Source organism: Rubellimicrobium roseum (genome assembly GCF_006152145.1).
Classification (GTDB): domain Bacteria; phylum Pseudomonadota; class Alphaproteobacteria; order Rhodobacterales; family Rhodobacteraceae; genus Rubellimicrobium; species Rubellimicrobium roseum.
On the sequence record NZ_VDFV01000011.1, the window covers coordinates 14,421 to 33,059 of the forward strand.

The window sequence follows — 18,639 nt, forward strand, 5'->3', positions numbered from 1 at the left end:
GCCCCTCAACGCTCAAAGTCCGGTCTTGTCAGGCGCTCTAAGGGGAGGAGGGGATGGGCGGGCCCTCAGCTACTGGATGCTGCGCTCCATGAAGCCGGGCTTAGATCGGGATCGGACCTGTTCCCCAGAAGCGGGCCAGTCCACCTCGACCGCCCTTTCCCAGGTAGCCCCTGCCGGCACCTGCGCCGTCCCCGACCGCTTGGGTCGACGCAAATCGCGGTCACCGTAGATGGCCGAATGTCTGCCGAACCTCCTTGGCAAAACGTTCCGGCGCTTCAAGCGCTGCGAAATGCCCGCCGCGATCCGCTTCGCTAAAATGTACGAGATGCCGAAAGCGGCGATCGGCCCAGCGACGGGACAGACGGACCTGCTCGCCCGGGAACATGCTGATTCCTGTCGGCGTCGGAACGGGGGTGTGGGGCATGCCGCCGGCCTGCATCGCCCGGAACCCCTCCCAGTAGAGCCGCGCCGAGCTCGGGCCCGCATTCGGGAGCCAATAAAGCATGATGTCGTCGATCATGTCGTCCAGCGAGAAGACCCGCTCGGGATCGCCGCCGCTGTCGGACACATCCTGGAACAACCCGTAGATCCAGGATGCGAGCCCCACCGGGGAGTCCGCCAGGCCGAACGCCACGGACTGCGGACGCGTACCTTGAAGCTTCATGTAGGCCGAGTAGTCCCGCTCGTACCGGGCCGCGTCGTCCAGCATCCGGCGCTCATCCGGCGTCGCTTGGGCAACTTCCTCCTCCGTCGGCTGGAACGGCACGAAGTTGAAATGCAGCCCAGCCAGACCCGCCGGTGCCATTTGGCCGAGCGTCAGCGCGACCATGGCGCCCCAATCGCCGCCCTGCACCCCCCAACTCTCATGGCCGAGCCGGTCCATGAGCGTGATCCAGGCGGAAGCGATCCGCCCGACGTTCCAACCCGGCTCGACCGGCTTGCCGGAGAAGCCGAAGCCCGGCATCGAGGGGATGACCAGATGGAATGCGTCCCCTGCCTCGCCGCCGTGGGCTGTGGGATTGATCAGCGGGTCGATCACGTGGCGGAACTCCAGCACGGACCCCGGCCAACCATGCAACATGAGAAGCGGCATCGCGTCCTCGTGCGGCGACCGGATGTGGAGGAAATGAATGTCGACGCCGTCGATCTCGGTCCGAAACTGGCCGAGCCCGTTCAGATACGCCTCGCAGCGGCGCCAATCGTAGCGGTGCCGCCAGTGCTCGACGAGGGCGCGTATCTTGGCCAGGGGCGGGCCTTGCCGCCCGTCCTCGACCGGGCTCGGCGTAGGCCAGCGGATCATGTCGAGCCGTCGAGCCAGATCGTCGAGGTCGTCCTGGGGGATGTTTAGCAGGAAGGGCTTGATGGCGTCGCTCATGTCGCGTCCTTTGGAAGAGGGTGTCGCACCTGAACCAGGGGCGAAGGTGTAATAGAACGTATACGTTCTATTTTCAGATCGGGAGGGCTGAGGCAAGTGGGCAAGTCGGCCAAGGCGCGCGTCGGGCGTCCGGCGGCAAAGGACGCGGGCGAGGTCGATGCGCGCATCCTGTCGGCCGCGACGGACATGTTTCTGGTCCGCGGTTACGACGGCACCACATGCGAGGCCGTCGCGGCCGCCGCCGGCGCCAGCAAGGCCACGCTCTACGCGCGCTACTCCGGGAAGCCTGACCTGTTCGCGGCGGTGATCCGCGCGAATGTCGAGGCGGCCCTTGTGCCTTCAACCGACATGCCGGACGATCTGCCCCTGCACGAGCGCCTGACCCGCGCTGGCCGCGCGGTCATCTCTCACGCGATGGCGCCGGTTCCTCTCGAGCTGATGCGGCTCTTCATCGCCGAGGCGCCGCGTCAACGCGACCTGATCCGCGAGGCGGATGCTCTGGGCCGCCGCGCCGGCATCCGCCGTATCGCCGAGGCCATCGCCGGACCGGACAGGGACGATCCGGCCGCCATCGCGCGGGCCGAGCCGGCCGCGTCGCGCTTCATCGATCTCGCCTTCGTGCCCCACCAGATGCGCGCGCTCCTCGGAGACGAGGCCGCCGATCTGGAAATCGCGCTGCAAGACCGTATCGCGGTCGCGATCGACGCGCTCGAGGCCGCCGGACTCATTCCGAAGCGTCCTGTCGGCGCTTCGAACTGACAGGGCAAGATATATCGGGGTAGGGCGGGTTACCGGCTCGTGGGACGCTGCCGCTGAATGTGGACCGGGTAAAGGGTCCGGTTCATCTCGTGGTCGACAGGCTGTCCATACCGAAGCCGCGCGCTGGCCAGCCAATTTCGGCAGGCTCCCTCGCTTAAATCATTCGAGCTTTCGTCACGCTGAGTCACGAAGGTGCGGAGTATCCTGATGCAGGCTTGGGAGCGTTGCATGCCACGCCGGATGCGCTGAGGCGCTGGCCTCCATTGCGGCTGGCCCATGGGAGACGCGATCTTCAACGCGTGGAGTGAATGAAGCTAACAGCCTCCGACCAACCCTCAGGACCGCTAGTGCCTTCAGCCCACATGGCCCTGGACGTCCAAGTCAGCCCGGACGATCGAAACCCTGTCGGCGCGGGAACCTGACAATCTTCTTGTCGTCCAGGACTCCGGCCACCCGCGCAGCGAGGTCGGCCTGCCGAAAGGGCTTGGCCAGGCGCGGCAGACCATCCACGCTGGCGTCGAGCACGTCCTGGTAACCGCTGATCAGCAGGGCTGGAAGCTCGGGCAGAAGCTGGTGCGCCGCCCTGGCCAGCTCGACCCCCGTCATGCCCGGCATGAGATAGTCGGTGACCAGCAGATCGGGCGTCAGTCCAGACCGGAGCGTCTGGAGGGCGGCAGCTCCCCCGTTGGCCTCCACGACCTCGTAGCCCAGGTCGCGCAACATGTCCGCGGTCCCGATCCGCACCAGTTCCTCGTCATCGACAAGGAGGAGAAGACCCTCGCGCACAATGGGGATCGGCATCTCGGCGGGGGCCGGAGCGCTTGGAGCCGCTTCGGACGCCACCGGTAGCCAGACCTCGGCCCGTGTCCCCTGGCCCGATCTCGACGACAGGACCAGCCGGCCTCCCGACTGCCCGGCCAGGCCATGCACCATCGAAAGACCCAGCCCCGTCCCTTTGCCCATGCCCTTCGTGGAGAAGAATGGCTCGACCGCACGCGCCAGAATGATGGCGCTCATGCCGACCCCGGTGTCGACCACGGCGAGCCGGACATAGCGGCCGGGCGCCAGTCCAGTCGGATGACCCGACCCCACGGCTTCTTCCGCCGCGCTGATCGTGAGCCGGCCGCCACCGGGCATGGCGTCGCGCGCGTTCACCGCCAGGTTCAAGAGCGCGAGCTCCAGTTGGTTGGCGTCGACCATCGCGGGCGGAAGATCCGGGGCCACCTCGACCACCATGTCGATCTGCGGGCCGATGGAGCGGGCGATCAGGTCGTGCATGCCGTCCAGCAGCGTGCCCACATCCACGGGCTGGGCCATCAGGGTCTGGCGGCGCGCGAAGGTGAGAAGCCGCTGGACCAGCACCCGGGCCCGCTCGGCGGATTGCAGCCCGCCCGCCACCAGCCGCTGCGTGCGTTCGTCCTGATCGAGCTTGCGGTGCGCCCGCTCCAGCGAGCCCACGATGGGGGTCAGGAGGTTGTTGAAGTCGTGCGCGATGCCGCCGGTAAGCTGGCCGATGGTTTCGAGCTTCTGCACCTCGTGGAGCTGGGCGGCTGCCGCCTCGCGCTCGGCCACCGCACGGGCCACGCGGTCGGCCAGATCGAGGTTGATCCGCTCGAGCTCCGCTTCGGCGGCCTTGCGGGCGGTGATGTCGACCGAGGCCCCGATCAGCCCGATCACCTGGCCCGTTCCGTCGCGCAGCGGCACCTTGGTCGAGAGCCAGACGGCCGGTGTGCCGTCCGCGAAGGTGACGGCCTCCTCGACCTGTTCCGCCATGGCGCTGTCCATGATCCGCCGGTCGTTGGCCATGACGAGCGCTGCTTGCGCCTTGTCCTCCAGGAACTCGGCGTCGGTCCGGCCCAGGAACTCCTCGGGCGGCTTGCCGATCAGCTCGGCCGTGCCCTTGTTGGCGACCAGCATGCGGCCTTGGCGGTCCTTGGCATAGACCACCCCCGGCACGGCCTCGATGAAGGTCTTGAGCAACTGGGTCGCCCGGTCCCGCTCGGCAAGAAGGGCGCGATGCTCCTCCACGTCGAGGAGGACGCCCGGAAAGTGCAAGGGTGTGCCATCCGGTCCGTGGTCGACCCGCCCGTTGGCCTCGATCCAGTAGTAGCGCCCATCCTGGCGACGCACCCGGTACTGATGCGCGTAGGGACCGCCGCGCGAGATGGCTGAACCGATCGCCGCGATCAGACCCTCCCTGTCGTCCGGGTGGACGGTGGCGATGACCTGCTCCAGGCTGAGGCCCTCCCGGCCCAGCGCCAGATCGAGGCCGAAGTTCAGCGCGAACTGCTCGTCGACCGTGAAGCGGTCGGTGGGCAGGTCCCAGTGCCAGGTCCCGATGATGGCGCCTGCCGCCAAGGCCAGTTGCACGCGTTCGGCGCTCATACGCAGCGCCTGCTCGACCGCCCGGCGGTCTGTCACGTCCTGCTCGGCCACGACGCCCGCGATCACCCGACCGCCCGCATCGCGCACCGGCGCCGCGTTGTTGAGAAAGAAGCGTCGCTCGCCCGTGCCGAAGCGCTGGCATTCGACCAGCTCCCCCTGAACCGTCTCGCCCTCGACGAGCGCGCGGGCCATGGCCCAGTCCTGGGCCCGCAAGCGCCGGCCAGTCTCGGGATCGTAGCCGATCCACTCGCCGTACTGCTCCAGGCTGGTGACCTCGGGATCGGGGACGACGCCCCAGAGCTCCCGATGGGCGGCGTTGTCCCGAACGATCTTGCCCTTGGGGTCAGCAATGATCACCCCGACTGGGAGAGCATCAAGGACGGCCGATAGGAGTGCCTCGCTCTGTCGCACTCGCTCATCGGCCGCACGGGCCTCAGTGATGTCCTCGCCCGAGGAGATCGTGCCCCGGATCCGACCTGCGGCGTCGCGGATGATCCTGTTGCGCCAGGCGATCAGCCGTTCCTGGCCATCGGGGCGCAGGATCAATCCCTCCACCCGATCGGGTGCGTCGGCCGATCCAGAGATGAACTCGGCAAAGATGGCCCGGACAGCCTCCCGTTCGCGGACGGGGATGGCGGTCTCGAACCAGTCGCGACCGATCAACTGGGCGGGACTGTCGTGACCCAGGATCTCCGCGCCGCGCGGGTTGACGGTCTCGATCCGACCCTCGCGGTCGAGCACCAGCAGCATAACGCCTGCCACCTGCAGGTACATCTGGGCGCGGTCCAGATCCGGGACCAGGTGGGGGGCCGGGGCCAGCTTTTTGCGGCCGAAACTGGGCGCGGCTCCGCCCTTGGCTCGAAGAACGCCCCGCGCCAGCCATCCCGCCGCGAAGGCCAGGCCGATCTTGTTTGCTCCACTCACGATGCGATGCCGACCTTCGAGCGACTGGCTTGCTGCCTTGAATGGCAGCGTAGCATCGAAACGTGATGGAAACAGTTAGATCTCGCGCCAAAGTTGCATAAATCCGTCAGGCCTGAAGATGGCAACACATTGCTGGCCCGCTCTCGCCAGGGAGTGCCTGCTTGACCCGTTGCCAGACCTGCACAAGGTCAGCGGCACTGTTCGCCATGGTCCAGATCCTGTCCGCGCAACCACTCGAACCTTCGTCATGCGAGTGTAGCGGGCCTTCGATGCTTGCTGTCAGGTTCATCGGATGGAAGGTGAGCACAGGTCAGGGGGCGGTCGATGGGAGTCTGTCCCGGGCCACTGCCTGCATCCTGATTCGTCAGGCTGCTATGGCCACCCTCCAACGGGCCAAAGCCCCTGCGAGCACGCAGGCGGCCTCGATCCCGTCCACGAGCGGAACAGCGCTTCTCTCCTGAAGGCGGCTTCGAAGGGGGGCCATGCCCGCGCACCCGAGAATCACGGACTCCGCCCGGTCTTCCTCGACAGCGGCGCAGATTTCCTGATCAAGACGGGCCAGAACCTGAGGACCGGCCGCTTCCACCTCCAGCACCCCCAAGCCCGAGGCCCGCACCCGCGCGCACTGCCCGCCGAAACCGTAGCTGTCCACGTTGGCCTCGATCACGGGGACCGAGACGGGCAGGGTCGTGACGATGGAGAAACGAGCGCCGGTCAGTGCTGCGAGGTGCATGGCGGCCTGCCCGATGCCGATGACGGGGCAATGAGCCGCGGCGCGCAGCTCTTCGAGCCCCGTGTCGTCGAAGCAGGCGATGACGACGACGTCCACGCCCTCGGTTCGGGCGCGAGCCAGAAGCGCGCGCACTCCGGTCACTGCCGCCGCGCCATCCTCGGCCCCTTGGATCGCGGGCGGGCCGTCGTGATTGGTCCAGCCCAGGATCTCGGCCTCGGGCAGGGTGCGGCGGGCGACCGCGACGGCGGCCTCGGTCATGGCGACCGTGGAGTTCGGGTTGATGAAGAGGAGGCGCATCAGACGGCCCGGCCGGCGTCGGATCCGGCCCGCGCGCGGCGACGGCTGACCAGCGCGACGGTGAGGAGAAAGACGCCGATCACGACAAGGGAGAACACGGTGGTCAGCGTCCCCAGCGCGAAGATCACCGGCGTGGTGACGTTGGTGGTCATGCCGTAGATCTCCAGCGGCAGGGTGTTGTGGCTGCCCGAGGTGAGCAGCGTCCGCGCGAACTCGTCGTAGCTGAGCGTGAAGCCGAACAGGGCGACGCCCAGGAGCGAAGGCGCGATGATCGGCAGGACGACATGGCGGATCGTCTGCCACGCGGTGGCGCCCTGGTCGCGGGCGGCCTCCTCATAGGCCGGGTTGAAGCGATTGAAGACGGCGAACATGATGAGAAGGCCGAAGGGCAGGGTCCAGGTGAGCTGAGAGCCGAAGCCGGAAGTCGCCCAGTGCACGGGCAGCCCGGCCTGCGAGAAGATCAGGCCCACGCCCAGCGAGACAAGGATCGAAGGGATCACGAGGCTCGCGATGACGAGCTGGAAAAGGATCGCCGAGCCGCGGAAGCGCTTGCGGAAGGCGAGGCCGCCCATGACCGAGACGACGACGGTCGTGACCATGACCATGAGGCCCAAGGCGAGCGAGCGGCCGAAGCTGCCCCAGATGTCGCCCACCGCCTGCTCTTGGAACAGGTCGCGGAACCAGTGGAGCGAGACGCCCCGCATCGGAAAGGTGAGGCCGCCCTCGGGCCCCTGGAAGCTCAGGATCGCGATGGTGATCGTGGGGCCGTAGAGGAAGAGTAGGAACAGGCCGAAGATGGTGGCCAGCACGTAGAAGGAGCGGGGGCGGGGGTCCATCAGAGCTCCTTCCGGATGTTCACGAGGCGCAGCAGGACCCCGATCACCATCAGCGTGACGACGAGGAGCATCACGGATGTCGCCGAAGCCGAGGGATATTGCAGGAGGCCGATGTCGTTCTGGATCAGGCGGCCCACGTTCGCGGACTGCGATCCCGACATGAAGCGCACGGTGATGAAGTCGCCCATCACCAGAGTCACGACGAAGATGGTGCCGATCATGATGCCGGGCCGGGTCAGCGGCAGGACCACGTTCCAGAGCGTCTGGAAGCCGGACGCGCCCGCGTCGTTCGCCGCTTCCAGAAGGCTGCGGTCGATCCGCATCATGGTGTTGAAGATCGGGACCACCATGAACAGCGTGTAAAGGTGCACGAAGGCCAGGATCACCGAGAAGTCCGAGAAGAGGAGCCAGTCCAGCGGCTGGTCGACCACCCCCCAGGACAGCAGCGCCGAGTTCGCGATCCCCTCGCGGCCCAGGAACGGGATCCACGAGATCATGCGGATGATGTTCGAGGTCCAGAACGGGATCGTGCACAGCAGGAACAGCGTCGTCTGCCAGGTCTGCGACCGGACGTGGAAGGCCAGGAAGTAGGCCACCGTGAAGCCCAGGACCAAGGTGATGGCCCAGGTGACCGCGGCATATTTCACGGTGTTCAGCAGCACCCGCCAGGTCACGTCCGAGCCCAGCAGGAACTCGTAATTCTCGAAGGAGAAGGCAGGGACGATCGAGAACTCGGTTGCGGTCCAGAAGCTGACGACGACGATCATGAGGATCGGCAGCACCAGGAACGCGAGCAGGACCAAGGTCAGCGGCAGGGCCAGGAGCCAGCCCGTGACGTGGTTCGAGGCCAGAGCGCGCTGTCGGGGCGCGCGCTCCGCAAGGGGCGGGGTCCCGAAGGACCCCGCGACGGTGATGGACTCAGGCGGCAATGAACTCGTTCCACTTGCGGACCATGTACTGGTTCTCGTCCATGACGGCGTTCCAGCAGGCCACCTGGCCCATGCGGTCATAGAAGGAGCCGCCGTCGCGCGCCTCGCCGGCCTGCGCCAGCACGTCGCCGAAGGGATTGGTGACGGGCTCGACGGCGGGCTTGCCCTCGAACCAGTAGCCCCACTCGTTCTCGCTCATGAAGGCCTTGGAGGTCTCGGGCACCGCCGAATAGTAGCCCTGGCGCATGAGGAAGCCGCCGACCCAGCCCGACAGGTACCAGTTGATGTAGTCGTAGGCCGCATCCAGCTCCATGCCCGACAGGCTCGACGACAGGCCGATGCCGCCGCCCCAGCTCCGGTAGCCTTCCTTGAGCGGCTGGTAAACGCAGGGGATGCCGCGCGACTTCACGGCGGTGATGGCCGGCGACCACATCGACTGGATCACCACCTCGCCCGAGGCCATGAGGTTCACGGATTCGTCGAAGGTCTTCCAGAAGGACCGGAACTGGCCCGCCCGCTTGGCCTCGGTCATGATCGCCATGGTGCGGTCGATCTCGTCCGTGGTCATGTTCCCCTTGTCGCCGTACTGGATCTCGCCCATCGCCTCGCAGACCATGGCGGCGTCCATGATGCCGATGGAGGAGATGTCGAGGATCGAGGCCTTGCCCTTGAACTCGGGGTTCAGCAGCTCGGCCCAGGACTCGATGGGGCGGCCGATGAGGTCGGGGCGGATGCCCAGCGTGTCGGCGTTGTAGATGGTCGGGATCAGGGTCATCCAGCCCGACTCCTCGGCTACGAAGTCGGTGCCGCCGGGACCGGAGGTGAAGCCCACCGTGTGGGGCGCCGTCCCTTGCGCGATGGTGCTCTCGGGCGTGAGCTTCCCGTCCCGGAAGATGCCGACGATCTTGTCGTAGTTGGCGATCCGGGACGTATCCATCGCCTGGAGGTTGCCGGTCGGCCAGACCTTCTTGCAGATCCAGTACTCGATGTCGGCGATGTCGAAGCTGTCGGGCTGGGTCGCGGCGCGCTGGGTCACGGCGTCCGAGTCGAGCGCCGTCATCTCGAGCGTGAAGCCCAGGTCCTCCTTCACCTTCTGCGCCACCTCGTTGAGGTTCGATACGCCGGTGCCGAACTGGCGCAGGGTGATGTCCTTGATCTCCTGCGCCCAGATCATCGGGGCGGGCAGCGCGCTCGCGGCAAGGGCGGCAGCCCCGGTCTTCAGGAGGCTACGCCGGCTGTATCGCATCTTCGTCATGGTCGTCTGTCCCTGTTGGAGGATGGTGTCAGGCTTGGAGGCGGTGGAGCCGCCCCTCGTCCCAGGCGAGCCGTACGGCGTCCCCCGGGTTCTTCGGATCCGCGAAGAAGGCGGACTCGGGAATGAGCGCGAGGATCTCCTGCTCGCCCGCCATCCGCGCGGTCAGGGCGACGTGCCCGCCCTGGTACTCGACAGCGCGGACGACGGCCTCGGCGCCATCGGCCGCGAGCCGGACGCCATCCGCGCGCAGCGCGAAGCGCCCCTGCGGCAGCGCGATGACGTTGTGCCCGCCCATGAAGCGGGCCACGAACTCGGTCCGCGGCGCGTTGAAGATCTCGCGCGCGGGGCCCGCCTGCTCGATGCGGGCGTTGTTCATCAGCACGATTTCGTCGGCCAGGGCCAGCGCTTCGTCCTGCCCATGCGTGACGTGCAGGAAGCTGATTCCCAGCTCGCGCTGGAGGCGCTTCAGTTCCGCCCGCATCCTGATGCGCAGGAAGGGATCGAGGGCGGAAAGCGGCTCGTCGAGGAGCAGGACCTGCGGGTTCGTGACCAGCGCACGCGCCAGCGCCACGCGCTGCTGCTGGCCGCCCGAGAGCTGCGAGGGCAGGCGGTCGGCGTAGCGCCCCATGTCGACGAGTTCGAGAAGCTCGCCCGCGCGGCGGTGGCGCGCGGCCTTGTCCACACCCTTCATCTTGAGGCTGAAGGCCACGTTGTCCCGCACCGAGAGATGCGGGAACAGGGCGTAGCTCTGGAACATCATGGCCGTGCCACGCCGGGCCGGGGGAAGATGCGTGACCTCGGCCCCGGACAACACGATGGAGCCGTCCGAGATCGTCTCGTGGCCCGCGATCATCCGCAGGGTCGAAGTCTTGCCACAGCCCGAGGGCCCGAGCAGGCACACATAGCTGCCGCCACGGAACAGGTGGCTCACGTCGGCGACGGCGACGGTCTCGCCGTATCGCTTCGTCACATGGATGAGTTCGAGATCGTGACCCGTCCGCATGGGACCTCCATCAGTTGGGGCCAACTGACAGGCGCACGGCCGGAGGGGACAGGAGAATCATACCTGAAACCCGGACGAGACACGACGTGCTGAAAGAAGTGGCGGATCGCACCACTCCATGACGATTTCCGCGACAGGATTGTATACAATGTTGTCCCGGTACCGGATGCGGTGTTGCCGGCGTCCGAGTCGGGGCGTCAGGGTCGAATGGACCAGCAGCGGACATGAGCGGGATGGACGACGGGCCTTTCATGAAATCCGGTTCCGGGGACGAGGTCGCCGAGCAGCTCGCCCTGGCGATCCACGAGCACCGGCTCGCCCCCGGGACCAAGCTTAACGAGGACGAGGTGGGCGAGATCTATGGCGTGAGCCGGACGATCGTGCGCACCGCATTGCAGCGCCTGTCCCATGATCGCCTCATCACCCTGCGGCGGAACCGCGGGGCTTTCGTCGCCCAGCCCACCATCCGAGAGGCCCGCGAAGTCTTCGAAGCCCGCGCCCTGCTCGAGCCCCGCACGGCCCGCTCCGCGGCCGAGCGGACGACCCCGGCCGACGTCGCCCGCCTTCAGGCCCATATCGACGAGGAGCACCGGGCCGTCGCGGCCGGGAACGCGGGGCTCGCCTTGCGGCAGTCCGGCCTCTTCCATCTGGAGATCGCGCGCATCGCCGACCAGGACACGATCGCCGAGTTCATCGCGCAACTCGTCGCACGGTCCTCGCTCATCATCGCGCTCTACTGGCAGCGGCGGAACGCGCTCTGCGAGAGCCACGCGCACCATGCGCTTGTGCACGCTCTGGCCGAACGGGACGGCGATCGCGCCGACGAGCTGATGAAGGGGCACCTCCTCGATCTCGTCTCCTCGCTCGACCTGCGCCACCTGCCATCGGCGCCCCGGTCCCTGCGCGAGGCGCTGGGCGCATGACGATGCCCGCGATCCGCCGGATGACGGCCGCCGACCTGGACCACGTGCTCGACTGGGCCGCGGTGGAGGGGTGGAACCCCGGCTTGGGGGATGCTGCGGCCTTTCACGCCGCCGACCCCGAGGGCTTCCTCCTCGCCGAGGTCGCGGGCGATCCGGTCGGCGCGATCTCGGTCGTGAACCACTCGGACGTCTTCGCCTTCCTGGGGCTTTATCTCTGTCGTCCGGAGTGGCGGGGCCAAGGGATCGGGATGGCGCTCTGGCGCGAAGGACTGACGCACGCCGGGGGCCGCACCATCGGGCTGGATGGCGTGGCGGCGCAGGAGGCGAATTACGCCCGTTCGGGCTTCGTGCGGACCGGGGCCACCATCCGTTTCGAAGGCCCCCGCGTGACCGGCGACAGCCCGACGCTCCGTCCCATGCGGCCCGAGGACCTGCCGGCTCTCCTGGCGCTTGACCGTCGGGCGACCGGGGTCGAACGCGCGCGGTTCCTCTCGGCGTGGACCCGCACGACGTCGGACCGCCGGACCATCGTGCTGGAGGAGGGCGGCGCGATCCAGGGCTTCGCAACCGCACGTCTCTGCCGCTTGGGCTGCAAGATCGGTCCCATCATCGCGCCGGATGCGGAGTGTGGCCTGGCACTGACCGCCTCTGAAGCAGAGATCGGTACGCGAGTCATCGACGTGCCCGAGGCCAACCACGAGTTCATCTCGGCACTCGTCGCGCGAGGCTATCGTGAGACCTTCCGCACGGCACGGATGTATCGCGGACCCGCGCCACAGGGAGATGGCCGTGAACAGGCCATCGCGACAATGGAGCTGGGTTGAGCCGCCTCGAAGAGGAAGGAGCCTGACACCGATCTCTCTTACCTTCGCAGGGCGTCCGGACAGCACGGAGAAGGAGTCCGGACCTGCCCTCGCAACCGCCGACATCTGCTTGCGGCAAAGAACCAATGAGGATGGTCAGAGGCTTCTGTCCGAGAAGGACGGAAGCCCCCGTGCTTCGGCGGGCCCTCTCATCGTCACGAAGCATCCTCGCTCCCTCGCCAGGGATGTTGATCCGAGACTGCTCGGCCGAGACGGCGCTATCCTGTGGCGCTCCCTCGACCTCCAACTGTCTCTGGCCTGCAATGCCGTCGAGGCTGGCCGCATCAGCCGACATGTCGGTTCGAGCCAACTCCAACCAGCGATGCGCCGACCAGGTCATGGCGACTTCCAGGCGTGCCAAGATCGCGCCCTGGCCGCCCGGTCCCCCGGTATGCCGGGTAACGCGGCATCAAGGACCTCCTTACAGGGTGAAAGGCGATCCTCACGTTCGGGCCGACGCCGTTCGGGCAATGCCAGACGAATGTGACGGGCGGCGCAACTCTCCAAAGGCGAGCGGCGGATCACATTTGGCCAGCAAGCCATGGCGTCCCGAGCCGTTTTTCGCTGTGAAGCCCAGGAATGCTGCTTGGATGGCGAACTCTGGCCAGGGTCTCCTGAGCGTGCCGGGATGGGACAGGCCCAAGATTTTCGCCGCTCGTGATTGCTCATGCCCGCAGGCGACTCTTGGTGATGTTCCACCTTTTGGCCCCGAAGCTCGGCATCTTGCCGGGCTGGGTGACAACGTGCTCCCACCGACGTTCTTGCATGACCCTGGGCCAGAGTGGCTCGCTGGTGGTCTGGCGGGATCGCGAGAGGGCGTGACCTGCGATCAGGAGCGGTCGCCTGCGCCGGCCCGAAACTTTCTCGGATGCGGTCATCCAGGTCTGCCCGGCTTCAGGTCTCCATGGGGCCCGGCTCGGCGGCCCGAGTGGCTTGGTGACAGGCCAGATAAGGACGTCGGACCCGGAGGATGGGCCAGGGTGAATGCCGGTGCGCCGCCGTGATCCCGACCGGCGCCGGCGCAAGGCCAAGCTTGTTCTCGACGGGGCAAATGCCGACCTGCTGGCCATGGAAGTCACCTCTTGCGGCGAGGGTGGCAGCCCGGTCCGGACGCCCCGGCCGTCCCATTCATCGGCCCTGTCACGGCCGACGGGCCCTGCGGCACCGGACTGGCCAAACGGCCATCGCGCGGTGCGGTGTAATCTGAACGATCCCGTGAGACACTTGACTGGCCAGTTGCTACCCGTCCCGTTCTTCCGTGCGCCTGGGACGATGAACGTGACCAGGAGTGCGGCGGCTGTAGCCTACCGGTCATCGCCATTCTGGACGGACGCTCTCGCCTCCCGCCAAGGGAGCGGCGCTGCTATTCGCGGGGCCCGAGCAGCAAGCCAGTTTCGCAAGCCCGCTAGCCGGGCTTAGCCTATTTGGCGGGCGCAGGCCCTTGCCGTGCGGTCGGTTGCTCGTCTTTATGGGACAGGTCCGCGCATCCTGATCATGGCGGGGGCTGAGTGGGCGGGCCGCCCCCTGTGCCCGCTCCGGGGCGCCGGGCCCGCTCAGGCAGGCCAGCGCATCGGGCCCTGGGGCACGGGGGCCTGTCCGGCATAGGCGCCCCGGACCGACTGGTCGAACTGCACCACCGCTCCGGTCATCAGGCCCGCGTCGTCGGAGGCCAGAAAGTTCACCGCCCGCGCCGCCTCCTCAGGGTCCACGAGCCGGTCGTAGGGCAGTCCGGCCGTGGCTTTGGCCTCCCAGTCCGGGTCGCCCGTCTCGGCCTCCTGCAGCGCGCGCTCGTGATCCGAGGCCATCCAGCCGATGTCGAGCTGGTTCACCCGGATGCGGTTCCCCATGACGGCGAAGGCGGTGTTGCGGGTCAGCGTGGCCAGCGCTCCCTTCGAGGCGCAGTAGGCGCTGATGAAGGGCTGCCCGGCATGGGCCGAGGTCGAGCCGATGTTGACGATCGCCCCCTCCACCCCGTCCCGGATCATGAGGCGGATCGCCTCCTGCATCAGGAAGAACGGTCCGCGCACGTTGGTGGCGAACATGCGGTCGAAGAGATCGGGTGAGGTGTCGAGGATCGTGCCGCGATCGGTCAGCGCCCCGGCGTTCACCAGCACGTCGAGCCGGCCGAAGAGCCGGTCGGTCTCGGCCACCGCACGGCGGCAGTCCTCGACCGAAGCCAGGTCGGCGCGCACGAAGCGCGCGGGCGCGCCGACCTCCGAGATGGAGCGGGCCACGGCCTCGCCCCGCTCGGCGTTGCGCCCGGTGACGACAAGGCCTGTCGCCCCGGCCGCCGCCAGCCGGTGCGCGATGGCCGCGCCCAGCCCCTGCGTCGCCCCTGCGACGAGGCAGACCTTGCCATCCATCCGGTTCATGCGACGACCTCGTAGCCGGCCAGCGCCATGACCCGGTGCAGCTCCTTGTTGCCCTTGGTCGACCATTCGAGCGGCGGGGCCTTCTTCGGGTCCTGCTCGGCCTCGACCACGAACCAGCCTTCGTAGCCGTAGCCCGCCAGCCGCGTCACGATGGCCTTGAAGTCGAGGCTGCCGTCGCCCGGCACGGTGAAGGCGCCCTTCACCACGGCGTCGAGGAAGGACTCCTTCGAGCGGTCGAGCGCGTCGATGACGTCCATCCGCACGTCCTTGGTGTGGACATGCGTGATGCGCTTGTGGTGGTTGTCGATCACCCGCAGCACGTCGCCGCCCGCAAAGGCCATGTGGCCCGCGTCATAGAGAAGCGGAATGCCCTCGCCCGAGTTCGCCATGAACAGGTCGAGTTCCTGTTCCGTCTCCACGACCGCTGCCATGTGGTGATGGTAGGACAGCGGCATGCCCTGCTCGGCGCACCATTCGCCGAACTGGGTCATGCGGCGGGCATAGGCCTTCATCTCGTCGTCCGAGAGCCGGGGCTTGCTCGCCAGCGGCTTCGAGCGGTCGCCCTGGATGGAGCCCGCCACCTCGCCATAGACGATGCAGGGGGCCTTGGCCGCCTTGAACAGCTCCATCTGCGCCCGGATGCGGTCCTTGTTCTCCTCGATGTCACCATCGAGGATCGTGCCCGAGAACCAGCCGCCGCAGACCGAGATGCCGTGGCGGCTCAGGATCGGACCCAGTTCGTCGATGTTCATCGGAAAGCGGCGGCCCGTCTCCATGCCGGTGTAGCCCGCCTGCGCGGCCTGCGACAGGCACTCCTCCAGCGACACGTCGTCCGAGAGTTCCACGAGGTCGTCGTTCCACCAGCAGATGGGCGAGATTCCGAGCCGGGCCTTCATTCCTGGTTAATCCTTTTCTGCGACAGTGGAAGGGCCGGCCGAATCGGGACTGCCAACCCCGTCACGGTCCCTTGGCGTGCCTCGCACGCGGATGCCAGAGGGACTTCGGAGGTCCAGGGCCGGGCCTGCATGGATTCTCTCGAAACCCCTCAACCGCATGGGGCCGGTCTGATGGACTTTCCCGCAAGCTTGACCTGCCGTCCATGACCTTCCGCGGCGCCAGTGCCCCTGCGGGACGAGCCATCCCCTGGTCGTTCCCACACGCCGCGCTGACGTCGCAGAGCGCTTGCAAATAGCCTCGCACAGCCGGGCTAGGGGGGCGATGTGCGACCGACAGGGACACCTTCCGGGCAGCGCCTGGGTGACGGCGTCAAGCTGCGGCGTGGCCCCAGTTCTGCCGCCCGTGATTGAGCGAGCCCGGGGCGAGGTGCCGTTGGCGGGCGTGGCAGGCAGGGCGGTGGTGGACGCGGTCGAACGGAACTTGGCGCAGTGGCGCGCGGTCGGTCCCTTGGCCCACGTCGAGGCGCCGCACGCCGTGGCGACCGAGATGGTCTGCCGAAGCGCCGAGGCCGCGCGGCTGACCTGCTCCGAAACCGGCAAGCCCCTTGCAGAGCCCGAGCGGGGGTGGGGCCTCGCCGTGGACTGGTTCCGCCGGTACGCCGAGGAGGCGCTGCGCATCGCGGCCCGGATCGCTGACAACCACGCGCGAGCCCGTGGGGATCTGCGCGGCTTTCCCCGCCGGGAACCTCCCGGTCGCGCTGGTGCTGCGTAAGCTGATCCTCGCGCTCACGGCCATGCGCACGAACATCATGGGAATATCGTCACAGCCGGTGGGCGTCCTGACGATGATCGTGGCTGGCTGCCGGACCGGGAACCTGCCGGCCGGGATGGTCGGGTTCGCCACCGGTCCGGTCGCGGCCATCTACGCCCCGCTCATGACCGACAAGCAGGTTCGCAGGATGTTCCTGACCGGCTCCACGCTCGTGGCCCAGCAGATGATCCGCGACGCCCGGGCCACCGTGAAGAGGGTCCTGATGAAGCTAGGCGCCAACGTGCCGCGGGCCGTGATCATCGACGTGCGTCAGGCCTGCGTGACGCCCGACCGGTCCTTCGCCCACGCGCGGCTTCATGGGGGCTTCATGGCACGCCAAAGCAAGCAAGGTGGGGAACGGGCTCGATCCCGCAATCCGGATGGGCCCACTCATCTCGCGCCGCAGGGTCGAGGAGATCGAAGGCGTCGCGGCAGACGCGCTCGTGCCCGCACACGGCCGCTTTCGGCCGCCGCGCTCGCCCGGGTCGCGCGCCTGCGCCTCGGCAGGGGCTGCGGCGCGGCGGACCTCCCGGCGCTCAACGCGCGAGGGGTCGCGCTCGCCGTCGTGGACGACATGAACTCGGCTTTGGGGGCCGAGCACGCAATGACGTTGATCTTGGCCCACCTGGAATGCGCGCTCTCGGCCTCCGTACCGCCTGCCTAGCCCGTGGGACCTGTCTCCCGCGTCGCGGGCTTGCGCAAAGGCCTGGGCCGATGCCGTCTCGGTCCATGCGCCCGAGGGCGAGCGGCCCCGCCCCGGGGTCGAGGAACGCGGCGGGCTCATGCCTGGGGCCATGCTGGGCAACACGGCGCGGGACGGGCCGGTAAAGGTGCCGCGACAGAGGCGCCTTGCGGAAGGCGGTGCTCGACCTGTTCGCCACGGACCCACCACCTCTCGACCAGCCGCGTCTTGCCTTCCCGAACGTGATCGTGTCCCCCGGCATCGCCGGCCTCACCGCCGGGACGCGGGAACGCCTGGTGGTGAGGCCGGTGCAGAACGCGCTCGACTTCCTCGCGGGGCGGTTCGCCTCCGCGCTCATCGTGAACAGGGACCTCCTATGACCAAACCCGTCCTCCGCGTGGGCCTGATCGGCTCGGGCTTCATGGGCAAGGCGCATGCCTTCGGCTACGGCTCGGCCGAGAAGGTGTTCGACCTGCCGTTCCGGGTGGAACTGCGCACGCTCGCGGACACCAGCATGGCGCTGGCCCAGCACGCGGCGTCTGCCCTGGGCTTCGCGCGGGCCACTGACGACTGGCGGGCGATGGTGGCCGATCCCGCGATCGACGTCGTGAACATCACCGCGCCCAACGCGCTCCACAAGGAGATGGCGCTCGCGGCCATCGCGGCCGGCAAGCACGTCTATTGCGAGAAGCCGCTCGCCCCCCTGGCGCAGGATGCCCGCGAGATGGCCGAAGCCGCCGAGGCGGCGGGGCGAAAGACGCAGGTTGGCTTCAACTATCTCTGCAACCCCATGCTGGCCCTTGCCCGCGACATGATCGCCGCCGGCGAGCTGGGCGAGATCCGCAGCTACCGGGGCATCCACGCCGAGGATTATATGGCCGACCCGAACGGCGTCTGGGGCTTCCGCCACGACCCGGCCGGGGGCGGCGCCTTCGCCGACATCGGCTCCCACGCGCTGGCCACCGCCGAGTTCCTGCTGGGGCCGATCACCCGCCTCATGGGCGACACCGTGACCGTCATCGGCGAACGCCCCGATGGTCAGGGCGGACGCCGCGCGGTCGAGGTGGACGACATCGGGCGGACCTTCGTGCGCTTCGCGAACGGCGCCTCCGGTTCCATCGAGGCCTCCTGGGTCGCCATGGGCCGCAAGATGCAGCACGATTTCGAGGTCTACGGCACCAGGGGCGCGCTCCTTTTCTCGCAGGAGCGCTTCAACGAGCTGCACTTCTACTCGGCCGACGACCCCGCCGGCCGCCGCGGCTTCCGCCGGATCGAGGCCGCGCCCGACCACGCCCCCTACGGTCGCTTCTGCGTGGCGCCGGGCCACCAGCTGGGCTTCAACGACCTCAAAGCCATCGAGGTCGCAGGCTATCTCGACGCGCTGGCGGGCCGGGCGGAGGAGCCATTCAACTTCCGCAAGGGCTTGCGCATCCAGAGCCTCGTAGAGGCCGTCCATGACTCGTCCAAGGCGCAGGTCTGGGTGGACGTAGCCTGAGCTTCGCGATCGGCATCAGTGGCGCCCAGCTGGTCTGGGCGCGCGTCCATGCTGGCCTCCGGGGGTGAGCCGTTGCCGGTGACGATGAAAGCCGGAAGGGG

14 protein-coding genes and 1 pseudogene are annotated in these 18,639 nt (G+C 68.0%); 6 read left to right on the plus strand and 9 right to left on the minus strand.

What is annotated here, in order from left to right:
• Nucleotides 1-220: 220 nt before the first annotated feature.
• On the minus strand, nt 221-1,375 hold the full coding sequence (locus tag FHG71_RS10035; RefSeq protein WP_139081501.1) for an epoxide hydrolase family protein: 1,155 nt from the start codon (nt 1,373-1,375) through the stop codon (nt 221-223).
• 96 nt (nt 1,376-1,471) lie between these two features.
• Here FHG71_RS10035 and FHG71_RS10040 point away from each other — a divergent pair, with 96 nt between their 5' ends.
• Nucleotides 1,472-2,134 carry a TetR/AcrR family transcriptional regulator gene (locus FHG71_RS10040; RefSeq protein ID WP_139081503.1) on the plus strand — a complete coding sequence of 221 codons (663 nt, stop codon included), beginning with the start codon at nt 1,472-1,474 and terminating at the stop codon, nt 2,132-2,134.
• Nucleotides 2,135-2,515: 381 nt separating this feature from the next.
• Here FHG71_RS10040 and FHG71_RS10045 read toward each other — a convergent pair whose 3' ends face one another.
• The 6 genes from FHG71_RS10045 to FHG71_RS10070 all read right to left on the minus strand — a co-directional run bounded on the left by FHG71_RS10045 (nt 2,516) and on the right by FHG71_RS10070 (nt 10,496).
• Nucleotides 2,516-5,443, minus strand: a complete 2,928-nt coding sequence (locus FHG71_RS10045) for a hybrid sensor histidine kinase/response regulator (protein WP_139081504.1) — start codon at nt 5,441-5,443, stop codon at nt 2,516-2,518.
• A 364-nt stretch (nt 5,444-5,807) separates the two neighbouring features.
• Entirely contained in the window at nt 5,808-6,473 is a 666-nt protein-coding gene (locus tag FHG71_RS10050; protein ID WP_139081505.1) for an aspartate/glutamate racemase family protein, read from the minus strand.
• Nucleotides 6,473-7,309 (minus strand): ABC transporter permease, encoded by an 837-nt coding sequence (locus FHG71_RS10055; protein ID WP_139081506.1) that lies wholly within the window; start codon nt 7,307-7,309, stop codon nt 6,473-6,475. The genes FHG71_RS10050 and FHG71_RS10055 overlap by 1 nt, the downstream gene beginning before the upstream one ends.
• Nucleotides 7,309-8,160 (minus strand): ABC transporter permease, encoded by an 852-nt coding sequence (locus tag FHG71_RS10060; RefSeq protein ID WP_246045415.1) that lies wholly within the window; start codon nt 8,158-8,160, stop codon nt 7,309-7,311. The genes FHG71_RS10055 and FHG71_RS10060 overlap by 1 nt, the downstream gene beginning before the upstream one ends.
• Nucleotides 8,161-8,227: 67 nt before the next feature.
• The gene (locus FHG71_RS10065) at nt 8,228-9,493 is read right to left on the minus strand and encodes an ABC transporter substrate-binding protein (protein WP_139081510.1); all 1,266 of its coding nucleotides are present in this window, start codon (nt 9,491-9,493) and stop codon (nt 8,228-8,230) included.
• A 28-nt stretch (nt 9,494-9,521) separates the two neighbouring features.
• Nucleotides 9,522-10,496, minus strand: coding sequence for an ABC transporter ATP-binding protein (locus FHG71_RS10070; RefSeq protein WP_139081511.1), 975 nt, complete (start codon nt 10,494-10,496; stop codon nt 9,522-9,524).
• A 251-nt stretch (nt 10,497-10,747) separates the two neighbouring features.
• On the opposite strand from FHG71_RS10070, the gene FHG71_RS10075 reads away from it, so the two are divergent.
• Nucleotides 10,748-11,419, plus strand: a complete 672-nt coding sequence (locus FHG71_RS10075) for a GntR family transcriptional regulator (RefSeq protein ID WP_246045409.1) — start codon at nt 10,748-10,750, stop codon at nt 11,417-11,419.
• The gene (locus tag FHG71_RS10080) at nt 11,416-12,243 is read left to right on the plus strand and encodes a GNAT family N-acetyltransferase (protein ID WP_139081513.1); all 828 of its coding nucleotides are present in this window, start codon (nt 11,416-11,418) and stop codon (nt 12,241-12,243) included. Before FHG71_RS10075 ends, FHG71_RS10080 begins: the two co-directional genes overlap by 4 nt.
• A 1,592-nt stretch (nt 12,244-13,835) precedes the next feature.
• Here the strand turns inward: FHG71_RS10080 and FHG71_RS10085 are convergent.
• The gene (locus FHG71_RS10085; RefSeq protein ID WP_139081514.1) at nt 13,836-14,654 is read right to left on the minus strand and encodes an SDR family oxidoreductase; all 819 of its coding nucleotides are present in this window, start codon (nt 14,652-14,654) and stop codon (nt 13,836-13,838) included.
• Nucleotides 14,651-15,550 (minus strand): myo-inosose-2 dehydratase, encoded by a 900-nt coding sequence (gene iolE, locus FHG71_RS10090; RefSeq protein WP_139081515.1) that lies wholly within the window; start codon nt 15,548-15,550, stop codon nt 14,651-14,653. The genes FHG71_RS10085 and iolE overlap by 4 nt, the downstream gene beginning before the upstream one ends.
• Before the next feature lie 322 nt (nt 15,551-15,872).
• Between iolE and FHG71_RS10100 the strand changes: the two are divergent.
• The 3 genes and pseudogenes from FHG71_RS10100 to FHG71_RS10110 all read left to right on the plus strand — a co-directional run bounded on the left by FHG71_RS10100 (nt 15,873) and on the right by FHG71_RS10110 (nt 18,538).
• Nucleotides 15,873-17,025, plus strand: a pseudogene (locus FHG71_RS10100) (aldehyde dehydrogenase family protein).
• A gap of 185 nt (nt 17,026-17,210) precedes the next feature.
• On the plus strand, nt 17,211-17,423 hold the full coding sequence (locus tag FHG71_RS10105; RefSeq protein ID WP_139081520.1) for a hypothetical protein: 213 nt from the start codon (nt 17,211-17,213) through the stop codon (nt 17,421-17,423).
• Nucleotides 17,420-18,538, plus strand: a complete 1,119-nt coding sequence (locus FHG71_RS10110) for a Gfo/Idh/MocA family protein (RefSeq protein WP_139081522.1) — start codon at nt 17,420-17,422, stop codon at nt 18,536-18,538. Before FHG71_RS10105 ends, FHG71_RS10110 begins: the two co-directional genes overlap by 4 nt.
• Nucleotides 18,539-18,639 lie beyond the last annotated feature (101 nt).

Coding starts and splice junctions, on each gene's coding strand:
- FHG71_RS10050 (WP_139081505.1), bottom strand. CDS start 6,473: ATGCGCCTCCTCTTCATCAACCCGAACTCCACGGTCGCCATGACCGAG.
- FHG71_RS10070 (WP_139081511.1), bottom strand. CDS start 10,496: ATGCGGACGGGTCACGATCTCGAACTCATCCATGTGACGAAGCGATAC.
- FHG71_RS10080 (WP_139081513.1), top strand. CDS start 11,416: ATGACGATGCCCGCGATCCGCCGGATGACGGCCGCCGACCTGGACCAC.
- iolE (WP_139081515.1), bottom strand. CDS start 15,550: ATGAAGGCCCGGCTCGGAATCTCGCCCATCTGCTGGTGGAACGACGAC.
- FHG71_RS10035 (WP_139081501.1), bottom strand. CDS start 1,375: ATGAGCGACGCCATCAAGCCCTTCCTGCTAAACATCCCCCAGGACGAC.
- FHG71_RS10085 (WP_139081514.1), bottom strand. CDS start 14,654: ATGAACCGGATGGATGGCAAGGTCTGCCTCGTCGCAGGGGCGACGCAG.
- FHG71_RS10065 (WP_139081510.1), bottom strand. CDS start 9,493: ATGACGAAGATGCGATACAGCCGGCGTAGCCTCCTGAAGACCGGGGCT.
- FHG71_RS10055 (WP_139081506.1), bottom strand. CDS start 7,309: ATGGACCCCCGCCCCCGCTCCTTCTACGTGCTGGCCACCATCTTCGGC.
- FHG71_RS10075 (WP_246045409.1), top strand. CDS start 10,748: ATGAAATCCGGTTCCGGGGACGAGGTCGCCGAGCAGCTCGCCCTGGCG.
- FHG71_RS10110 (WP_139081522.1), top strand. CDS start 17,420: ATGACCAAACCCGTCCTCCGCGTGGGCCTGATCGGCTCGGGCTTCATG.